Source organism: Ruegeria denitrificans (genome assembly GCF_001458295.1).
In the GTDB taxonomy this organism is placed as follows: Bacteria; Pseudomonadota; Alphaproteobacteria; order Rhodobacterales; family Rhodobacteraceae; genus Ruegeria; species Ruegeria denitrificans.
Genome location: NZ_CYUD01000021.1, coordinates 25,490 through 46,117 on the forward strand (window position 1 = coordinate 25,490; position 20,628 = coordinate 46,117).

Below are 20,628 nucleotides of genomic sequence, written 5' to 3' on the forward strand. Positions count from 1 at the left end.
GAAGAACTTGCTTTCGCGTGGGCAAGTGACTTGATCAGACCAGCCCGAATGGTCTTGCCCCTTAATTAGGGTAAGCCTGTCGGTCTGTTGGATAGACACAGATTGGTTTAATTGTGGGTACAGTCAGAGCGTATCAATAGCACTGCGCAAGGTGCGAAGGCCTTGCTCAATTTGACCCGCCGGAACGGCGGATACGCCAAGCCTGAAGGTTATATCGCCTTTGTTTTTATCAGAAAAACAGACACTTGAAGGTTCGATAATCACGCCCCTTTGGCGCGCGGCTTCGGCGATCTGATGCGCGTTAAGCCCCTGCACGCTTCGGAAAAAAAAGTTCGTGCTGCCATATTCGTATTGCAATTCGAAGTCAGGGAATAACTCCTGAATGACCTGTGATGCAACGTGCCAGCGTTCATTGAAAATTTGATGCAGCTTTGCCCGATGCGTTTCGTGGTGACCGAAACGTAGAAACAGCGATGCGGTGTGTTGAATCACGTGGGGAGGATGGCGGATCATCATACCGCGCAGGGCGCGCGCTTCCTGGACCAGGGATTCCTGAGCGACCAGATAGCCCAGCCGCAATCCCGGAGCCAAGCTTTTGGACAAGCTGCCAGTGTAGATGACTCGCCCCTGAGAATGACCGCTATACAGTGGAAGCAGACTGTTCTCATCGAAGTCCATATCTCCTTCGTAATCGTCCTCGATAATCAGAAAATCTTCTTTCTTTGCCATTTCCAGCAACCGCCGCTTTCGCGCCTGGGACATTGACAGAACTGTCGGCATCTGGCGGTTTGGCGTCACATAGACCAGATCGCACCCAGCTAACCTGTCATCTACGACAAGGCCTTCGCCGTCGACCGGGATATACCTTACCTCATCGAATATTTGTTCGAAGATGTTGCGCGCGTCCGCGTATCCCGGATCTTCGATCGCAACAACACGGCCAAAGCTCCGCAGCAATGCCGCCACGATATAGATGGCCTGCTGCGCGCCCATGGTCACAAGCACGTTTTCAGGTTTCGCGACAATCCCCCTTTGCGGCAACAGCCGGCTGCAAATTTGTTCGATAAATGTGTCGGAATCCCGATATTGGTTGTCACCTGTCCAATTGCTAAGGTCACGCATGTTCAGCGCTAGACGCGAACATTCACGCCATTCTGCCAACGGAAACCGGTTCGAGGCGGCCTGATTACACACAAATGGAAACTGATAGTCCGGCCAATCTGCGGGCCGCGTGATACAGCCTGCTTTTGATGGCAGCTGCCTTCGGGTTATTCTTTCGACGATATTTGGAAATTCCGCATTGTTTTCCTGATCTGTCTGGGCCTGTGCCCGGTTCAAGTTAAGCGAAACATAGTAGCCAGATTTTGGCTTTGAAATGATCGTACCTTCGTCTACCAGCTTGGAATAGGCTCCCAACACCGAGTTCACCGAAACACTGAGATCCCGCGCAAGCGCCCTGCAGGACGGCAGTTTCGCCCCGTTCTGCAATACTCCGTTTGATATCAGGTAAGCCAATTCAGCACGAATCTGATCGCGAATTCCAAGTGTGTCGTCACGGTTAATATTCATTACGTTGACCAGATTTGACGCCGGACGCTGGGTCTCGGGTGTCTCCGAGAGATTTTTTGTTAGGATCTTTTTGCTCATCATGAACTGGCCATTTGATAAAACACAGGTCGTATAGTTGAAGCCCCAAAAATCTTTGCCCTTTGGGGTGCCCCAGACAAGGCGCAACGCGCATGGTCAGCCCTGACGCTTTCCCTGATAACAGGTGATAGCCTAAAACCACCCTGTTCCATGAAACCTCTCGATTGGATGTCGGCTCGGACTACAATCCGATCGTTTCACGCTATCACCAATGGGGCAAGATTAGATCACCTAAAGATCAACAGGAAAATATGGGGGTTCTCCCAATGTTTCCGAAGGATAGGCATTCGAGATCGAAATTCAAAACTGTTGTCTAAGCCACGAATTGAAGGCTTCGACCTGAGGGTGAACGGTTGCGGGGAGTGCCCTGTGGACTAGATAGTGTGACTGTTCTAGTGCGGCCGCTTCACCAACAATGCGGATGTTTTGCTTGGTCTTTATCGCCTGTTTCGCAAACCGCTCAATGACGACGGCACAGCCTAATCCGGAGGCAACCATTTCAATAGCGGCTGTGGACGTGTCAGTTACCAATTTCGCTCCGCGATTGGTCGGTTCCAAAGAGAAGGCAGACAGGTAACGGGCCCAATGATCGTCAAAGCCCAGGATGTGAATTGAAGGATGCTGCAACAGGTCCCTAGGGCGCTTAATCTCGACATCGGATGTAGCGCTGAAAATTGGAACAATAGCCTCTACTGAAAGCGGCTCAAGATTTGGGCCTGCATACTCTTTGGATGCCAAAATGATATCGACATCAACCGGGTGTTGATCTGACGAATCTTTCCAGATCGAGGTCATCAGTTTGACGCTTGTATTGGGGTTAGTTTGAAGAAAGCCATCCAATCTTGGAGAAATCCACATGATAAAGGCCATCGAGGCACGAACGGTGATCGTTATTGCCTCACGAGGACCGAACAGGCCGCTGGTCGACATCTCAATCGTGCTAAGGGCTTCGCGGACGGAAGGTAGATAGGCTTTGCCTACATCTGTCAGTTGCAAACTTTTTGGACGGCGTACGAACAGTTTGGTGCCAAGCTGCGCCTCCAGTGCTTTGATATGCTGGCTGACAGCCGTCTGAGTCAGGCCGATCTCATGGCTCGCCGATGTGAAACTCAGCAATCGCGCGGCGGCTTCGAAACTCCGCAGCCAGTTGAGGTTCAGGTTGTGGCGCATTCCTTTTCCATAAAATTTTTATGTCCATGGGTGCATATTGTTTCGTTTTATCTGATCTTCGGGTCTCTGCATAGTATCGAAACCTGACACTGTTCTTCTGACCGATTGCATTTTCTTGGAGGAGACCATCATGACTGCCATCAGCCAAGCCCAACGGGATGTCGCTTTGGATTTCATCGACCTTGATCGTTATCCGATTGCCGATCTGGAAAACAATTCGGGTGCAGCATTTCTGGCCGAGTGCCAGCACAGCATTGAAGCCAAGGGATGGTGCAATCTGGAATGTTTTCTACGTCAGGACGCCTTGCACAAGATGAACGCAGAGGCGAATGCGCTGCTGCCAACCGCTGAAGTCCTGCGTGTTAAGCGAAACATTTACCAAGGTGCGATTGATCCTTCGCTGCCAGATAATGATCCGCGCCGGAAGGAATTTATTCACAGCGCGGTGCAGCTTGCGGATGATCAGATACCAGCTGAGACAGGCTTAAAACAGCTGTATCATTCGGAAATTCTGACAGAGTTTGTGCGGCGGGTGCAGATGAAAGATCAGCTGTATCGCTGCGCCGACGAGTTTCAGGCGCTCAACGTTGTTGCCTTGCAGCCCGGCAGCGGGCACGCCTGGCATTATGATACGAGCGAATGCACGGTGACCCTGTTGTTGCAGGCCGCTGATAAAGGAGGTGAGTTCACCTTTCTGCCGAATTCTCGAACGGATGAGGATGAAGACCGAGAGGCCGTGGACCGGTTGTTGGACGGTGATATGTCGCATGCGCAGACATTCTCACGCGGGGCGGGAACGCTGACCTTGTTTCGGGGGGGGTATTCGTTGCACGGTGTGACCAAGGTTGAAGGCAGCCATCCGCGCATTACGGCCACCATGACATATGACGAGCAGCCAGGAACCGTTATCGATGACGAGATCAGTATTCGCATCTATGGCAAGCGTGTGGAAGACATACTGGCCAGCCGCAAGGCCGGAATTTCAGGCTAAGGACAGAAAAAGATGAAAACCGCACTACTGGTGATAGATGTACAGATGGCGCTGGCGCACGAGGATGCATCTGGTACGGAACGCTCTTGCCCGGAAGCGGAAAGCAACATTACCCAATTGTTGGAAAAATTCCGCAGCGACAGGGGAACGATCGTTCACGTGCACCATCATGGTACGGATCCTGATGATCCGTTTCACCCTGATGCCCCAGGATGCGCCGTTCAACCATTCGCCGCCCCGGCTAATGACGAACCTCTTGTCGTCAAAACTGGCAGCAGCGGGTTTGTTGGAACTCCATTACAAGCAATTTTGCAAGACGCTGGCGTCGAACGGGTCATACTGTGCGGTGCGACCGCCAATCATTGCGTGGAATCGACGACGCGCAGCGCAGCTGATCTTGGGTTTCAGCCAATCTATACGGCTGATGCGGTCTGGACATACGGGCTTACCGGCCCGGATGGGCAGTCCCACAGTGCACATCAAGTTCACTCAGTCAGTATGGCAACGCTTGAGGGTGAGATCGCAGAGGTGAAATCCACAAAAGACGTTTTGGCCATGTAACGCCCATGACCATGAAGTACGTCGCGTGGTTCATCGTCATAGATAAGTTTCGTCAAAATATGGTCGGGCCGAGTAGCTTGACTTCAGTGCATTAATATCCTTTATTTCTGTTATGACAGAAATTACTGATTTATCCGAATCGTCTGCCAAATCCAAATTTATTCTGTATTGGGGGGATATGGGCAGCCAATGGGGCGTGAACCGTTCTGTCGCGCAGATACATGCGCTTTTGTATCTGAGTGAGACGGCTCTGAACGCCGAACAGATTTCCAATGAGCTGGGAATTGCCCGGTCAAACGTGTCAAACTCGCTTAAGGAACTGGTTGGGTGGCGATTGATCCACCGGGTGCCAGTACCCGGCGACCGACGGGAACATTTCGAGGCTGAAACCGACGTATGGGAGATGGCTCTACTGATTGCCAAAGGCCGCAAGGAACGCGAAATCGATCCGGCCATGCGCGCCCTAGACATCTGTGTGTCTCAGGCCACGTCCGAACCGGGCCTGCATCCCGTTGTTCTTGAACGTATGCACAACATGCAAGACTTTCTGAATACGGCAGATCGATGGTCCAATCAAATGCTGTCGGTCCCAAAAGCGAAACTGTCTAACCTTATGAAAATGGGAGATAAAGTTATTAACCTTTTGAAAATAGGAGGAAAGAAGACGGGCAGTTAAAAAAAATTTTCCAACATATTTCTCTTTATACAGAAATAACCGTATTACCAGTATCAGGTGGATCATGAAGCAGGTTAACTTTTCACCCCATTGTCCGATTTCCACTGATAACCGTTTTCGCGAGCTTGTCGGGCGAAAAGCCTGGTCTGCTTTGCCCCAACGGTTGCAGCATCGATTTGGCCATGCTCTGTCTGACGGTGTTAGCGTTGTCTATCAGGGCAAAGTGGTTGCGATGCGTATGAACGCGGCAGGTCGCCTTGTGGCACAGCTTGCACGGTTGTTTGGGGGTCCCCTGCCCTTTGACACCTCATGCATGGATCAACCTGCTATTGTGACCGTGACCGAGGATTGTGCCGGTTTTGGGCAGTTCTGGGTCCGCCAATACGGCCGTGCCGCCGGGTTTCCTCAGGTCATTCACAGCTCAAAACGTTTTGCAGGTCCCACCGGGATCGAAGAATATATCGGGGGCGGGATCGGAATTGCTCTGCAGGTCAGTGCCGATCACGCAAGTATCAAATTTCACAGCGATCACTACTTTTTTCAACTTGGGCGCAAAAAGCTACGGCTTCCGAAATGGGTGTGCCCGGGTGTTCTGACCATCGCGCATACCGATCTTGGTGGCGCGCGCTTTTTGTTTTCGCTCAGCCTGCGCAGTCGCCTGTTCGGTGAGCTGATCCGTCAGGATGCGATTTTTCACGACAGTTAGGAACGGATATGAACGACACTCTACTTTGGACGTTGATTTCTATTCAGGTATTCATGGGGGCGTTTGACACACTCGTGCATCATGAAGGCACGGAACGGCTTGCCTGGCGGCCGTCGCAAAAGACAGAATTGCGCTTGCACGGGGTTCGCAACCTGCTCTATGCAGTGATCTTTTTGAGTTTTGGCTGGTTCGAACCCCACGGGTTGTTCACAATTGCCCTGAGTGTTTTTCTTGCTTTTGAGGTATTGATCACGCTTTGGGATTTTGTCGAAGAAGACATGACGCGTCGCTTGCCGGGCAGCGAACGCATCAATCACACGCTGCTGGCATTGAACTATGGAGCGATCCTGGCGCTTGCTGCGCCCTACTTGTGGGCCTGGTCGGCTTTGCCCACCGCACTTGTTCCCGCAAATTATGGCTGGTGGACCGTCATGGCCACCTTCTCGGCCATCGGTGTCGTGCTGTTTGGTATGCGTGATTTGACTGCCGCAGGCCGCTGCGACCGATTGATGAAAGATAATCCCTTAGCTCTTGTTGCTCCCCTGCCCCCAAGGCAGCGCGTTTTGGTTACCGGCGGCACCGGCTTCATCGGTCGGCGGTTGGTGCAGGCGCTGGTCATGGGTGGGCACTATGTCACCGTTCTGACGCGTGATCCGCGCAATGCCGATGCGGTGCCCCACCCTGTGCGGATCATCAGCAGTCTGAACCAAATCCATAATTCCGACCGGTTTGACGCTATCGTCAATCTGGCCGGAGAGCCCGTTGCAAACGGCCTGTGGACCACCCGGAAGCGGGCGCGGATTATCAATTCCCGTGTAGATTTGACAAGTGCACTGGAAGCTGTGATTGAAAGGTTGGATCACCACCCCGAATGCCTGATCAACGGGTCCGCAATTGGCTGGTATGGGTTGCGTCAGGACGAAGAACTGACTGAGGCTTCTCAGCCCACCCATGCCTTTGTTCATCAGGTTTGCGAGAGCTGGGAAGATGTTGCCAACAAGATCGCAGCGTATGGTGTTCGGGTTGTTACCCTGCGCATTGGGCTTGTTCTTGGCGTTGAGGACGGAATGTTGGCCCGGTTGCTGACCCCGTTTGAGTTCTGTGGTGGCGGTATATTGGGAAATGGGCAGCAATGGATGTCCTGGATCGAATGTGATGACATGATCCGCGTCATCGCCATTACGATGGCGCGGCAGGATATCAAAGGACCCGTCAACGCAACGGCACCAGAGCCGGTTCGCAATATAGACTTCACGCGCGCTCTGGCGCAGGCTTTGAACCGACCCGCTTTCCTGCAATTTCCCGGATGGCTGCTGAGGGGTCTGGGGGGTGAAATGGCGCGCGAAACAATGCTGGGCGGGCAACGCGTAATGCCTGAACTGTTGCGGCGGAAAGGGTTTGATTTTGTCTATCCGGAATTGGCCCCTGCTCTGCGCGCAATCACTGGGGCGCACGGAAACCCAGACGAAGATGGGTATGATAGTGCAATTTGGCTCGGACGAGCAGATAAGGACCTGCGTTAATCCGATCCTTCCCCAAGTCGTTGAAGATGGTGAAAGCCGGGATATTGACGGCTGTAGACTATGCCAAGGCGAGAGCAAACCGTTTGGCTGCCCGATTGTCAGGTTCTGGCACATTCAGAGGCCGCGGTCAGCCCCATGTTCTCAGCCACCAAAGCCGCATGACGTCCTGGTCTTAAACTTATCTTTCCTGCCCATGGCCGATCGTCAAAATTGATGCTCTTGCGTCAATTCTGCGACTGTTTCAATGATATCATTTTCCAGTTTGCGTGCCGCGGGGGACAATGCCGAACCCGCTTTGCGCAACAGGTGAATTTGGCGTTTCACGATCTCATCCGCCAGTGGCCGGAACACAAGTTCGCTTGGACCAAAAGAGATTGCAGCCATTTCAGGTAGAATGGTTACACCGATACCTGCCCTGACCATCCCCAGAATAGACGTCAGGTTATGGGCCGAAAGCTTCGATCTGGCGTGCAGTTTTTCTGCTTCGGGACCAGGAATGCCGTCGGACAGGCTATTTGCAACCAGGCGTTCATGTTCCAGCGCCTTCCAACCTATAGGACCGCTCTCTTTAGCCAGCGGATGATCCGGAGCAAACAGAACGCCGAACCGGTCCGTCAACAGAAGTCGGCTGTGGAGGCTGGATCCGTTGACGCCAAGTGTTGCGATGCCGATATCAATTCGACCGCGCGATAATTCGTGCAGGACAGACTTGGAATCCATATCGCGCAGGTCAATGCGAACTTTGTCATAATCCTTGATTTTTCGAGAAAACACCTGTGGAATTATTGTACCAGCCACCGATGGAACGGTTGCAATTCGAACATGCCCCAGGCTGGCATCGGCGAAATTTTCGATAGAACGAACCGTATTGTCGAAATGTTGCACCTCCTGCTCTGATTGCTCGAGCACGAATTCTCCCAACGCGGTGAGTTTGTTTTTCCGGTCCGTTTCGAACAGCGGCTCCCCAAGATGGGTTTCCAGTTGTTTCATCATCATTGACACGGCCGACGGTGTCCGTTTCAGGACCAAAGCTGCGTCTGTCAGGTTTCCGCATCGTGCAACTGCCACAAAGCCGCGAAGTATTTCGATTTTGAGTGTCATCCGTTTATTTCAGTTTTGCTGAAGTAAAGTTCAATAATTTTAGTTTGATTGATGGTGCCAAAAAGGTCCATACCTAATCAACACTTTCTTAATGAGGCGACACAGCTATGGCTGACATCCAAAAGAACCTGATCGCTGGCGAATGGCTGGCAGGTGAAAGCGAAATTGAAAACCGCAACCCATCTGATCTGAGCGACCTGGTTGGGATGTTTGCGCAGGCCAGCGCCGATCAGCTAGAGGCAACGCTGGATCAAGCACGCGTGGCGCAAGCTGAATGGGAGGCCTATGGGCTTGAACGTAAGCAGGCAGTTCTAAATGCCATCGGCAATGAACTGATGGCCCGAGCCGAGGAACTGGGCACTCTGCTCAGCCGGGAAGAGGGTAAGCCGCTGGCCGAAGGTAAGGGCGAAGTGTATCGCGCCGGTCAGTTCTTCACCTATTACGCCGCCGAATGCCTCCGCCAGATTGGTGAGAACGCCGATTCCGTACGCCCCGACATCGAGGTTGATGTGCGCCGCGAGGCCGTAGGCGTCGTCGCTATCATCAGCCCGTGGAACTTCCCCACGGCGACGGCCTCGTGGAAGATCGCTCCGGCGCTGTGTTACGGCAACGCGGTTGTGTGGAAGCCCGCCAACATCACGCCGGCCTCGGCTGTGGCCCTGACCGAGATCATCAACCGTCAGGACATCCCCAAGGGTCTGTTCAGCCTTGTGATGGGGTCGGGCCGTTCGATCGGGCAGCGCCTTGTCGAAAGCTCCAAGGTCAACGCGATTTCCTTCACTGGATCGGTGCCGGTCGGCAAGGGAATAGCGGCGGCGGCCATCCAAAACCTGACCAAGGTTCAGATGGAAATGGGGTCAAAAAACGCCCTGGCCGTTATGGACGACGCCGATCTGGATTTGGCGGTAACTTTGGCCCTGGGTGGTGCCTTTGGTGGCACGGGTCAAAAATGCACAGCTTCCTCCCGGCTCGTGGTTCACGCAGGCATTCACGACGCATTTGTTGATAAGCTCGTCGCGGGTGCACAGGCGATGAAAGTGGGCCACGCGCTGGAGGAAGGGGTTCAGATGGGCCCCGTCGTCAGCCAGCAGCAGTTGGCCGAGAATCTGGGCTATGTAGATCTGGGCAAATCCGAAGGCGCGGAACTGGCTTGTGGTGGTCAGCGTTTGGAAATGCCGCATAACGGTTATTACATGAGCCCCGGCGTGTTCCTGAACACCAACAACGACATGCGCATCAACCGCGAAGAAATGTTCGCGCCGCTGACCAGCGTCATCAAGGTGGGCAGCTATGACGAAGCGCTGAGCGTCGTCAACGACACCAATTTTGGCCTGACCTCGGGCATCGTAACCAAATCGCTGGCCCGGGCCACGCATTTTCGCCGCAACGCCCGCACCGGTGTTGTCACCGTGAACCTGCCCACAGCAGGTACCGATTATCACGTGCCGTTCGGCGGTCGCGGCGACAGCTCTTACGGCCCCCGCGAGCAGGGCAAGGCCGCAGCTGAGTTCTACACGACGGTCAAGACCGCCTATATCAGCGCTGGAAAGCCGGATTGATGCTGATCGATTGCCTGCAATACGCCAACTGGTCGGAAAGGATATTCCGTCAACTGCGCGAAGGGGGTGTGGACGCGATTCACGTCACCATCGCGTACCATGAGAATTTCCGAGAAACAGTTTTGAATTTTGAGAAATGGAACCGTTGGTTTGAGCAATACCCCGACCTCATAATGAAAGGTCGCTGGGCCAGCGACATAGATGTGGCGCGCGAAACGGGTCGGACGGCAGTGTTCTTTGGGTTCCAGAACCCCTCGCCCATCGAAGACGATATCGGTCTGGTCGAAATCCTGCACGATCTGGGCGCGCGGTTCATGCAACTGACCTATAACAACCAATCGCTGCTGGCGACGGGCTGTTACGAGGCCGAAGACACCGGCATCACCCGCATGGGCAAGCAGGTCATCAAAGAGATGAACCGGGTTGGCCTAGTCGTAGACATGAGCCATTCGGCGGATCGGTCAACCATCGAGGCGGCCGAGTTCTCCGAACGCCCCATTGCCATTACCCATGCCAATCCGCACGAATGGTCGCCTGCCTTGCGCAATAAGCGGGACACGGTGATCCGGGCGGTTACGGAAAACGGCGGGATGCTGGGCTTTTCGGTCTACCCTCATCACCTCAAGGACAAGTCCGACTGCACGCTTGAGAGTTTCTGCGAAATGATCGCGCGCACTGCGGACAAATACGGCGCCCAGCATTTGGGGATAGGCACCGATTTGTGCCAGGATCAGCCTGACAGTATCGTGGAATGGATGCGCGTGGGTCGCTGGACGAAAGAGATCGACTATGGTGAAGGCTCTGCCTCGGCCCCCGGTTTCCCGCCCATGCCAAATTGGTTTCAGGACAACCGCGATTTTGGGAATATCCGGGACGGTCTGGGCAAAACCGGTCTGAACGCCAATGAAGTCGACGGGATCATGGGCGACAACTGGTATCGCTTTTTTAGCGATAACTTCGGGCCAACAGAAAGCTGAGGGAGCATAGCCGAATGACTGATGTTGCCAAACGCGACCCAAAGCTGGTGATGCGTCTTGCGCGCCTTGGATCAATGCACCAGTCGCGCCTGTCATTCATGCGTATTCTGACGCGGCGGCTGGCCCGAGAAAATTGGCGGTTTGAACAATCTGCTTTCGAGATCGACGAAAACGGCGTCGGCCATGCCGTGTATACCGCGCACGGGCCGAATTCATCCTATTCGCTGATCGCCTATGCCCATGACCTGCCGCCCGAAAAACGGTCAGACCGAGTGATTGCCGAGGCCTGGGATGCCACATTCACTTTGTTTGACGGGGTGCCATCCGCCGACGACATTGAACGCTTGTCGCTGAATATCCCGGTGCAAGAGGCCGGACGTGTGACTGGTACTGAACTGTCGGTTTCGCGGGCAAACCGATCCGTGCGCCTGTGGGAACATGTCGTCAGCGAACTGGCCGAGGGACGCCAGCCGTCGACCGCAAAGATCGAAGACGTTGGTTACCTGATGCGCACGACAGCCGTTTACGGCTCGGGCAAGCTGGGTGCGGCAGATCGTGAGATGATCGCCGACCGCCCTGAATTCCGCGTGCCGTTCCAAGTTGAGATGCTCTCGGTCTATCTGACGCGGTGGTTCATAACCGATTTGGTGCAACATATGGCCGATAAACGCGCAACGAAAAACGGATCCCAGGCTGCGCGGCTGGACCCCGGGATTGCCCGCTCGATCGGTATTGGCAACTCGACAGGGTTGGGCATGGCGCCGTTCCTGTTGAACCACCCGGTGCTGTTCAACAACTGGATGGCTGCACGAGAGCAGGCCATTCAGGCCGTGCGCGCCGTTCAAAAGGCAACCGAGGCTGAAATCGCCCTGTTTCGCGATATGCTGGCACGCAACACGCAGATCGTTGAAACCTGGCATTCAGAACACCCGATCCAGATTGAAAAACTGGCGGCTCTACGCGGCGATGTCGGCAAGGTCACCGAATATCTGACCGGCGCCGATCTAGGAGCGGACTATCCCTGGGACGCACTATATACTTGGGCCGAGAATAGCCTGACACTGGAAGGGCAGGAGTGGATTGCGTCGCTGATCCTGGAACCATACGGGGAACTGGTGGACGGGTTTGCCGAAGGCATGGCGGCAGACAACACCGCAACCTTTCGAATTGCGGGTGCCATGAAGATCGGCGATCTGCGGGTGTTGTTGAAGGACATCTATGGCTGGGCGATAGAGACGGATTGGTCGACCCCGGCCAGCAAGGCCCGGGCCTGGTACGTGTCCGAAGAAAAGCTGGAACCGCGCCTGGGTGAACGTTTCGAGGAACCCATAGAGGAATATGAACAGCCTCTGGCACCCGGGCGGGATGCGGCGCTTTTGTATCACTCTCTGGCCCATTGGTCGGACGAGGCGCAGGTTGCGAATTTTCTGCTGCGCCATCCTGAACACCGTCACGTCCTACGACGTGTCCAAATCGTAGGCCGCGCACCTTATGCTGAAATCCGGGATAATACGATCTCGGACCGGGTGCTGCCCATCGACATGTTGCGCTGCAAATTGTCCTTCTTCGGGGCGACCAAGTTTGATCCCCGTTCGGACCGCTGGGTCCGGATCTGCATGTATGAAAATGCCCCCCTGCCCTACGAATTGACGTCAGAAAATGCCGATTTCTGGATCTTCCCCGAGCTTGAAAGGGCTGCGGTATGAGTCATTCGCTGAATGAAATCGAAGCCATGAGTAAACGCGCCGCGCGCGGTGCAGGCCTGTCTTGGGGTCTGGCCGAAGAGGCCGCAAAAGGTACACGATGGCTGTCGGCCTTTGGGTTTTCCGGGGCCGGAATGTTGGCCGATCTGCTTGAGATGAACGACCGCATCCCCTCGATTGACGTATCGCCGGTCTCTCTCAGCGCGGAAATATGGCATGCCCCAACCCGCCGGATGAGTCCGCTGATCGCCGGAGCATCACTAAGCGATTGTGCCGTGCGTCTGATGGAGCGGGGCTTGATCACCATGGAAAACGTCAGCCTGCCCTTGTTGTCGGTGCCGTTCATGGGTGGTGCGGCGTTGCGTCTGGGTGTGCCGGTCGCCGCCGAATGGGAGAGCGCGCGGCTGGCAACAGACGGACGGCAGGTTTGTGTTCAAGCCTCACCTGATGCGCTTGAGGCGCGCCATGCTGAAAAGCTGGTTTTTTCTGCGCCCGCCGAGATGACCGGGCGTCTAGAACCGATGCTGCGCGCCGATGTGTCCGAGCAAAACTGGAACAGACTCAGCGCCTTTGCCCACCGCACGTTCGCTCCCGCAACCGAAGAAAGCCGCCTGCGCGGCGCCGGTGCGGGTCTAAGCGACAACGACTGAAACGCAACCTCTGCCCCAGGGGGAGCACAACACACACGAACGGAAACCATAATGATCGCCACCGAATCCCTATCTCTGTCCGAAATCGAAGATCTGGCCTTTCGCGCGCTAGTCAATGCCGGCACGTCCGAGGAAAACGCGCGTCCTTTGGCGGTTGCGACTGCGATGACCGAAGCGGATGGGGTGGCTTCACATGGGCTGGCCTATATTCCGATCTATGCCCAGCATGTCGAATGCGGAAAGGTGGACGGCACTGCGAAACCGGTGGTCACGCTGCCGCGCCCTGCTGTTGTCACCGTGGATGCCGCCACCGGCTTTGCCCACAGTGCAATTGATCTGGGTTTTGAGAAACTGATCCCGCTAGCGCGGGAACTGGGCGTTGCGGTTCTGGCGGTCAACAACTCGTATAATTGCGGCGTTCTGGGCGTACATACGCAGCGCCTGGCACAGGCGGGCCTGCTGGGTATTGGGTTTACCAACGCTCCCGCCTCGATTGCGCCTTCGGGTGGCGCAAAACCCGTTGTTGGTACCAACCCGTTCTCGATTTCCGCCCCTGATGCCGACGGCAACGCCGCGCTGCTAATCGATCAGTCCGCCAGTACAATTGCCAAAAGCGAGGTGATGAAACACGCCCGCGAAGGTCGACCCGTACCAGAAGGCTGGGTGCTGGATGCAAACGGTCAACCGACCACCGACCCCGAGGCCGGTCTGAAAGGCTCGATGGTTCCTTCGGGCGGCTACAAGGGCGTGGGTATTGCGCTGACAGTCGAGCTGATGGCCGCCGCCATGGCAGGTGCTGCGCTGGGATCAGTGGCCAGCCCGTTCTCGGGCACGGCGGGCGGCCCGCCGAAAACCGGTCAATTTTTTATCGCCATTGACCCACAAGCAACGTCGGGCGGGCTGTTTCAAGACAAACTGGCCGAGTTGATCGACTCGGTCCGCTCACAAGACGGTGCCCGCCTGCCGGGCGATGGTCGCAAAAAGTGCCGGGAGGGTGCAGCAAAGAAAGGTGTAGCCGTGAACGCCGCCCTTCTGGAAAAAGTCCGCGCGCTTCTGTGACGCGAAGAAGCGAAAAACGGACGGAGAAGAACAAACTGAGCTGCGCCCCATCTGTAAACTTGGCTGGTATGGCGCACTTTCAAAGAAAATAACAAGCCATTTACCGACAAGGGAGAACAGAGATGTCGATAAAGGAACCGTTTACGGACTTAGAGATAAAAACCGCGGATGACGGTTTTTACGAAAACTACAGCGTACCCATTGCGCTGATAAGCAAGGCGATCATGGTTGCCTTGGTGTTATGGGCGCTGATGTTTCCAGCTAATGCCAATGGCACTTTGGGCAGCTGGAACGGCAAACTATTGGAAAGCTTCAACGGCTTCTACGTCATCATCGTTGGTCTGTTTTTCCTGTTCCTAGTGGTGGTGGCCATCCTTCCAGGTACCGGCAAGCGGGTCATGGGTACACCCGGCGAAAAGCCCGAGTTTTCAAACTTTTCATGGTTCTCGATGATGTTTGGGGCCGGTCTGGGCGTGGGTCTGATGGTGTTTGCCACGGCCGAGCCGCTAGGCCTGTGGGGTTCGAACCCCGTGGTGGTTGCAGGCAATGTTCCGGGCAATGAGCCCGAGGCGATCCAATCGGCTTATCGCTACACATTTCTGCATTATGGCTTTCATGCCTGGGCGATTTATGTGGTGACCGGCCTGTCGCTGGCCTACTACGCCTATACACGCAACATGCCATTGACGATCCGCGCGGCTCTGACGCCGCTGTTTGGCAAGCTGATGAACGGTTTTCTGGGTCATGTGGTGGACGTTCTGGGCGTGGTTGCGACCATCCTGGGTGTATCGGTCACCATCGGCTTTGGTATCAGTCAGTTTATCGACGGCGTTTACGCGATTACAGGCATTCAGTGGATAATGGATCTGAGCGGTGAAGTGCCGGCGCCATCCAAAGTAGGCCTGATCGCGGGTCTGATCGTCATCATGGCGCTGTCGATCATCTCGGCGGTGTCGGGTGTTGGGCGCGGGATCAAGTACCTGTCGAACCTGAACCTTGTGCTGTCAATCATCCTGCTGGGTACATTTGTGATATTTGGCTCGTTCGTCTTTGCACTGACCACGTATGGTTCGGCGATGGTGGACTATATCTTCCACTTCCTGTCGCTTAGCTTTGGTGCATACGGTCCGTTGTCGGCGGAAGCATTTGCTGCAGCCCTGCCTGCAGAAGCACAGGCGCATGCTGCAGATCTGATGGGTGGCGCAACCAATGCCTGGGGCAGCTTTGACGGATTCAAAGGCGGGCTGGAAGGCGCGGCCGCCGAGCTGGACGAAGCAACCCTGGCAGCTGCCTATGCCGCCGGTGAGCAAGGTCGTCAGTTTGGCTGGCAATCGGGTTGGACCACGTTCTATTGGGCTTGGTGGATCGCGTTCTCACCATTTGTGGGCCTGTTCCTGGCGCGCATCTCGAAGGGTCGTACCGTGCGTGAGTTCATCCTGGGCTGTGTTTTCGCACCAGCGCTGGTGTGCTTCGCGTGGATGACGGTTCTGGGTGGCACAGCAATCGACCTTGAACTGGCGGGCGCGGCCGAAGGTGCGATCATCGGGGCCTCGAACACCAACAAGCTGTTTGTGACACTGTCTTACATGATCGACGGTGGTCTGCTGTCGATGCTGAATGTCATGTGCGTGATCCTGATCATGACCTTCCTGGTGACCTCTGCGGACTCGGGCATTCTGGTGATGAATACGATCATGTCGGGTGGCAGCCAGGAAACGGGCATCAAGCATCGTATCATCTGGGGTGTGATCCTAACCGCGGTGATTGGTGCGCTGACTCTAGCAGCGGGTGAGAACAACCCGATGGACGCACTGCGCAATGCAATGATTATTGGTGCACTGCCATTCACCATGGTGATGGGGTTGATGTGTGTCTCACTGGCCAAGGCGCTTTACCGTGACGGGCAGCGCGACAAGCTTGAGGGCACTGGAGTTCAAGCTGCCGAGTAAGCCTGGCCAAACAAACCAACAAAAACGCCGCTCACTTGAGCGGCGTTTCTCTTTCAGTCACATCTGCGCCTGCTGCAGGTTTTCAACCTTAGGTATTTGTGCCCAAATCAGCGACGCCAGAATGTCTGGGGAAGATATTTAGCATAAAGTTGCTTTGGTCTGTATCGTAGTTGACGCAGCCGAGCTCTTTTACCCCTCTCGATACCTGGCACATTCAAACGTGACTGCGTACTTCAACCCAATTCTGTTGGGTCAGTTTGCCGTCTTGTCTGCGATGAATTTATCCACGGGCCTTAGAACACTTTGCAACGCAACACTCGGTATTTCTGGCTTATTCAAAACAGGTAATTCGAATACATCCGATGATGTAGTCCGGTATCGGTTATGCAAATTTGGTAATTCTACTTTACCAATCCAACAACCGCCTTGGGTATACAGACACAAGGAGAAAGACAATGCTTAGCAACACGCAGTATTTCGAACTGATCAACAACGCTCGGAAAGAACGTGATGCGTCCCTGTTCCGGTTCCTTTTCCGGTCGAATTTCTTTTCGTTCAAAGCACCGCAGCCTGCATCGACAACTGGCTGAAGGGCAACCGGCAGACATAAGTGGGATCAGCTAAGTGGCGCACAGGATTTTCTGGTTTTTGATATCCACGATTAATCCTGTGATCATCGGAAAAGCACCGCTCGCCAATCCCCACTCATTATCATCGTTCGCGCAACGTCGCGGCATCCCGTTGCGGAATGGGTCTTATGTTAAATTCCGACATGGCAAGGGTCGAGGAACAGGATTCACCCGAGTTTCGTCTGAGTGCACTGAACACTCAGGTACGGGAAATGGTGAACACCGTTCTGCGGCCACATGGCCTGAAACTGGTTGAATGGCGGTTGCTACAATGTCTTGCTGATCAAGTCGATCTGCGATCCTGCCTCATTGGCAGATATCGAACGCACGGAAACCAGCCGTTTGATCGACCGTATGGTGGACAGAGGCCTTATCGCAAAGGAACAGTCACCAAATGACCGTCGGTTCTCGTTGGTGACATTGCGACCTGCCGGACAGGACCGGCTGTCAGCATGCGCAGCCGGCGTGACAGCAGCACGGGCTGAGTTGTTCGAAGGGTTGAGTCAGGATGAAATTGGAACACTTCTGGCAACGCTGAAATAGCTGCACCAAAACCTTACCGGGGCGAAGTTACAATGCCGCCGGCCCGCAAACGCACAGCGAATGGGCAGCTACTGAGGTGTCGGTTGATAGCTGTCGGGATGCATGATGAAGTCGAAGTGGTGCTTCCCGGGCTGAAGGTCAAAAGTCATTGCGCGGGAGGCAGGTTATGGATCGGGGACAGATCGCCAATGTCCGTTTCCGTCAGATGCAAGGGGTCGTTGACCGTCGTCCGCACATTCAACGACAATGTCATCCAACCGGGCGGCGGGGGCCAGCGTATAGTTCAGTGTCGCTAAGGCCGTGCTACTCCCGACAATCGGCTGTGCCACTGCGGTCGATTCCCGCTGGCTGAGCGCCTGCCAATAGCCACCATGGAAAAAAACATGAAACGGCGCGCGGTCTGAAGGCGCCGGGAAATAATCCAGCACATGTGCTTAGGACGGGCCGTATTGCAGGTTTTCACGCACATTCAGCGCCACGCGGGCGGCGGCGCTCATATCCGTGTAAGCCTTGAGATAATTAGAGAGATCCCCCTGATCTGTGCGCTCGGGGAATATTCCCGCTTCAGCTCGTCGGTGGAGAACCCGCGAAAGTTCAAGCGTCACTCTCCTGCGCGTAAAACAGCTGCGAACGCATGTCGTAGAGGTCATGAAAGAATTTCAACTCCAGCGCCTTTTTCAAAAACGCCACGCCGCTGGACCCGCCGGTGCCCGGCTGCATCCCGATCACCCGCTCTACTGCGGTTGCATGGTCAAAGCGCCAGCGCTGGAACAGGGATTCTACATCCATCAGCTTTTCGGCCAGCGCATACAGATCCCAGTATTTTCCAGTGTTCTTGTAGACCTCGATCCAGATTTTCACGACCCGCGGATCGCCCGCGTACGGTTGCGAGAAATCTCGATCCAGCAGATCGGCCGGCACATCAAAACCCTGCCGTGCCAACATCATGATCACTTCGTCATAAAGCGAGGGCTTGTTCAGTGCGGCATTAAGTTCTGCCATCACCTCGGGGTCGTGTCGATGGACCTTCAGGGTTGAGACATCCTTATTGCCCAGAATGAATTCGATCTGGCGATAGCCATAACTTTGAAAACCCGAAGAACTTCCCAGCGCGTCGCGAAATGTCATGTAATCCGCCGGCGTCATCGTGAGCAGCGTTTCCCAGGCTGCAATCAGCTGGCGCTGAATCGCCTTGATCCGATCGATATTTTTAAGAGCCGGACCAAAGTCATCCTGTCGCAGAAACCGCCGCACTTCGACCAACTGATGATGCATCAGCTTCAGCCACAGCTCGCTGACCTGATGGATGATCAGAAACAACAGCTCATCCGGTTCCGCTGGGTCCTGGAACGTTTTTTGAAGGTTTAGCAGAGTCTTGAGCTCCAGAAAATCGCCATAGCTGCTGCGGTGCTTGGTGGCGAAATCGGTGACCAGCGTTTCCTCGACGCCCCGTTTCAGCAGACGCTCGCCCTTGTCGTTCGTTTCCAATGTCTATCCCCTTTACTGGATATTCACGCCGCACGTTGTTCGTTCAAAAGCTTTTTAATACTCAGGTAAGCTTCCGAAGTCAGAGCGACATGCTTTGTCTGCAGAGTACAGGCGCGCTCAATATCGCGCGCCAATACGGCTTCCATCAGTTCGGTATGAGGTTGCAGGCCCATGATCTGCGCTAGACGCGCGTTGACTACGTTGCACAAATCCGATTGGGCCATTTCCCCAACGCCCAGCAGAATATTCCTGTGATATCGCTTGCGTTGTGCGTCGATCGTGTTGGCTAGACGCCGCAGCCACGGCGACTGGCAGGTTGAAAACAGCGCCTCGTGAAAGGCTTCGTGGCGCTGCTCCCATAGGGTCATCGCCGCGTCATCGGCGTCGTATGAGGGCGGATCAAGCTTGCCCAGCTGATAATGCGCAGCGACGATTGCACTCTCCCAAGCGTCGTCACCACGTTCCATGGCTTCGGTAAGCATAGCCGTTTCCAGTAAAATCCGGGTGCGGCCGAGGTCTTCAAGCTCAGACAGGGAAATGTCGGCGACCCGAAAACCCTGATTGAAGTTCGAGACAACCAGGTGCTCCGTATTCAAACGATTCAGGGCCTCGCGCAGCGGTGTCAGGCCAAATCCGTATTCATTTTTTAAGGCGGTTGCCCGCAGATTTTGAGCGGCCCTCAGCGTCCCGTTCAGGATCAGAGCCCGCAAATCCGCGTAAACCTGTTCTGCGGTGGATAGCTTGTTTTGAGTCATATTTTATATAATTCATAATTTTGTATAAATTATAGGAATTTGTCTTCAATATTGTAAACAAATTTCTAACAGCAGGCGTCGTCGCCCGAAACTTAGAGGGACACGTTCGATGCTGACACGTAACCATTGCGCTGAACTTGATGCACAGGACGAATTCGCCGGGCTGCGTGGATAATCAGGTGGCAGCTGTTTTGCTGTCAAATGTCGACTACCGCTCGGGTCAGTTGATGAATATGGAACGCATGACCCGGTTGGCTCACGAGGCGGGCGCTCTGATCATCTGGGATCTGCGTCATTCCGGCGGGGTAGTCCCCATGGATCTGGACGGGTTGGGCGTCGATTTCGCTGTAGGCTGCACTTACAAATATGTGATTGGAGGCCGTGGTGCCCCGGCCGATGTTTATGTGGCCGAGCGTCATCATTCCGAAGCAAGGCAACCGCTTTCCGAATGGTGGGGCCATGCCGTACCGTTCGATTTCGGAGATGGCTATGCTGTCGTCAGGGCAATGATCGAACAAGGCGTGATCGGCGATTTCTGCGAACCGGGCATCATGCGGTTCGGGTTAGCACCGTATTATTTGCGCTATGTAGACCTGTTTGATGCCGTTGAAGTGATAGCGGATTGTATGCGCCGCAAAGTGTGGACCGATCCGGCGTTTGTCGAACGCGTAGTTGTTACGTGAACTGAAAACCTAAAGCGGCAATACTCGCTGAAACCAATGTCTCCGTTGCGGGTCAGATTCACAGTTGAAGGACAAGAAAAGGAACAGACGCTGAAGATCACGTCAACAGGTGATAGCCCCCCCGATCCTGGTGAACGGAACCTCGCCGCAAGCCTGGGGCGATTTGCCTGATATGTTGGCTACCAACTTCACTGTCATCCGTTACAGTCGACGCGGTTTTCACCAATACACACCAAGGCTCTGTCCCTTTCAACAATT

Annotated in this window: 19 protein-coding genes; 14 read left to right on the top strand and 5 right to left on the bottom strand. The window is 54.7% G+C overall.

What is annotated here, in order from left to right:
- Positions 1–123 precede the first annotated feature (123 nt).
- Both RUE5091_RS21135 and RUE5091_RS21140 read right to left on the bottom strand, forming a co-directional pair.
- Entirely contained in the window at positions 124–1,734 is a 1,611-nt protein-coding gene (locus RUE5091_RS21135; protein WP_058283927.1) for an aminotransferase-like domain-containing protein, read from the bottom strand.
- Between the two features lie 213 nt (positions 1,735–1,947).
- Positions 1,948–2,817: a LysR family transcriptional regulator gene (locus RUE5091_RS21140; protein ID WP_058283928.1), complete on the bottom strand. Its 870-nt coding sequence runs from the start codon at positions 2,815–2,817 to the stop codon at positions 1,948–1,950.
- A 130-nt stretch (positions 2,818–2,947) separates the two neighbouring features.
- Here RUE5091_RS21140 and RUE5091_RS21145 point away from each other — a divergent pair, with 130 nt between their 5' ends.
- The 5 genes from RUE5091_RS21145 (at position 2,948) to RUE5091_RS21165 (ending at position 7,274) form a co-directional block, all read left to right on the top strand.
- The gene (locus RUE5091_RS21145) at positions 2,948–3,808 is read left to right on the top strand and encodes a HalD/BesD family halogenase (RefSeq protein WP_058283929.1); all 861 of its coding nucleotides are present in this window, start codon (positions 2,948–2,950) and stop codon (positions 3,806–3,808) included.
- Positions 3,809–3,820: 12 nt separating this feature from the next.
- A complete protein-coding gene (locus RUE5091_RS21150) occupies positions 3,821–4,369 on the top strand; it encodes an isochorismatase family protein (RefSeq protein ID WP_058283930.1) in 549 nt (182 codons plus the stop codon).
- Positions 4,370–4,547: 178 nt separating this feature from the next.
- On the top strand, positions 4,548–5,045 hold the full coding sequence (locus RUE5091_RS21155; RefSeq protein WP_243470849.1) for a GbsR/MarR family transcriptional regulator: 498 nt from the start codon (positions 4,548–4,550) through the stop codon (positions 5,043–5,045).
- Positions 5,046–5,109: 64 nt separating this feature from the next.
- On the top strand, positions 5,110–5,751 hold the full coding sequence (locus tag RUE5091_RS21160) for a DUF4166 domain-containing protein (RefSeq protein ID WP_058283932.1): 642 nt from the start codon (positions 5,110–5,112) through the stop codon (positions 5,749–5,751).
- A gap of 8 nt (positions 5,752–5,759) precedes the next feature.
- Positions 5,760–7,274, top strand: coding sequence for a TIGR01777 family oxidoreductase (locus tag RUE5091_RS21165; protein ID WP_082643771.1), 1,515 nt, complete (start codon positions 5,760–5,762; stop codon positions 7,272–7,274).
- 204 nt (positions 7,275–7,478) lie between these two features.
- On the opposite strand, the gene RUE5091_RS21170 is transcribed toward RUE5091_RS21165, so the two are convergent.
- On the bottom strand, positions 7,479–8,375 hold the full coding sequence (locus RUE5091_RS21170) for a LysR family transcriptional regulator (RefSeq protein ID WP_058283933.1): 897 nt from the start codon (positions 8,373–8,375) through the stop codon (positions 7,479–7,481).
- A 107-nt stretch (positions 8,376–8,482) separates the two neighbouring features.
- Between RUE5091_RS21170 and RUE5091_RS21175 the strand changes: the two genes are divergently transcribed.
- The 8 genes from RUE5091_RS21175 to RUE5091_RS21205 all read left to right on the top strand — a co-directional run bounded on the left by RUE5091_RS21175 (position 8,483) and on the right by RUE5091_RS21205 (position 17,444).
- The gene (locus tag RUE5091_RS21175) at positions 8,483–9,934 is read left to right on the top strand and encodes an aldehyde dehydrogenase family protein (protein ID WP_058283934.1); all 1,452 of its coding nucleotides are present in this window, start codon (positions 8,483–8,485) and stop codon (positions 9,932–9,934) included.
- A complete protein-coding gene (locus RUE5091_RS21180) occupies positions 9,934–10,911 on the top strand; it encodes a membrane dipeptidase (protein WP_058283935.1) in 978 nt (325 codons plus the stop codon). Before RUE5091_RS21175 ends, RUE5091_RS21180 begins: the two co-directional genes overlap by 1 nt.
- Positions 10,912–10,925: 14 nt before the next feature.
- Positions 10,926–12,617, top strand: a complete 1,692-nt coding sequence (locus RUE5091_RS21185; RefSeq protein ID WP_058283936.1) for a hypothetical protein — start codon at positions 10,926–10,928, stop codon at positions 12,615–12,617.
- Positions 12,614–13,264, top strand: a complete 651-nt coding sequence (locus tag RUE5091_RS21190) for a DUF3726 domain-containing protein (protein WP_058283937.1) — start codon at positions 12,614–12,616, stop codon at positions 13,262–13,264. Before RUE5091_RS21185 ends, RUE5091_RS21190 begins: the two co-directional genes overlap by 4 nt.
- 51 nt (positions 13,265–13,315) lie before the next feature.
- Positions 13,316–14,323 carry an Ldh family oxidoreductase gene (locus RUE5091_RS21195; RefSeq protein WP_058283938.1) on the top strand — a complete coding sequence of 336 codons (1,008 nt, stop codon included), beginning with the start codon at positions 13,316–13,318 and terminating at the stop codon, positions 14,321–14,323.
- Between the two features lie 122 nt (positions 14,324–14,445).
- Entirely contained in the window at positions 14,446–16,272 is a 1,827-nt protein-coding gene (locus RUE5091_RS21200) for a BCCT family transporter (protein WP_058283939.1), read from the top strand.
- Between the two features lie 455 nt (positions 16,273–16,727).
- Entirely contained in the window at positions 16,728–16,862 is a 135-nt protein-coding gene (locus tag RUE5091_RS23785) for a hypothetical protein (protein WP_279385389.1), read from the top strand.
- Between the two features lie 291 nt (positions 16,863–17,153).
- Entirely contained in the window at positions 17,154–17,444 is a 291-nt protein-coding gene (locus RUE5091_RS21205; RefSeq protein ID WP_058283940.1) for a MarR family winged helix-turn-helix transcriptional regulator, read from the top strand.
- Positions 17,445–18,038: 594 nt separating this feature from the next.
- On the opposite strand, the gene RUE5091_RS21215 is transcribed toward RUE5091_RS21205, so the two are convergent.
- Positions 18,039–18,932 carry a tryptophan 2,3-dioxygenase gene (locus RUE5091_RS21215; protein ID WP_082643772.1) on the bottom strand — a complete coding sequence of 298 codons (894 nt, stop codon included), beginning with the start codon at positions 18,930–18,932 and terminating at the stop codon, positions 18,039–18,041.
- A gap of 23 nt (positions 18,933–18,955) precedes the next feature.
- Positions 18,956–19,687 carry a GntR family transcriptional regulator gene (locus tag RUE5091_RS21220; RefSeq protein WP_058283942.1) on the bottom strand — a complete coding sequence of 244 codons (732 nt, stop codon included), beginning with the start codon at positions 19,685–19,687 and terminating at the stop codon, positions 18,956–18,958.
- Between the two features lie 179 nt (positions 19,688–19,866).
- Between RUE5091_RS21220 and RUE5091_RS21225 the strand changes: the two genes are divergently transcribed.
- On the top strand, positions 19,867–20,370 hold the full coding sequence (locus RUE5091_RS21225; RefSeq protein ID WP_207383762.1) for a kynureninase/PvdN C-terminal domain-containing protein: 504 nt from the start codon (positions 19,867–19,869) through the stop codon (positions 20,368–20,370).
- The last annotated feature ends 258 nt before the right edge of the window (positions 20,371–20,628 follow it).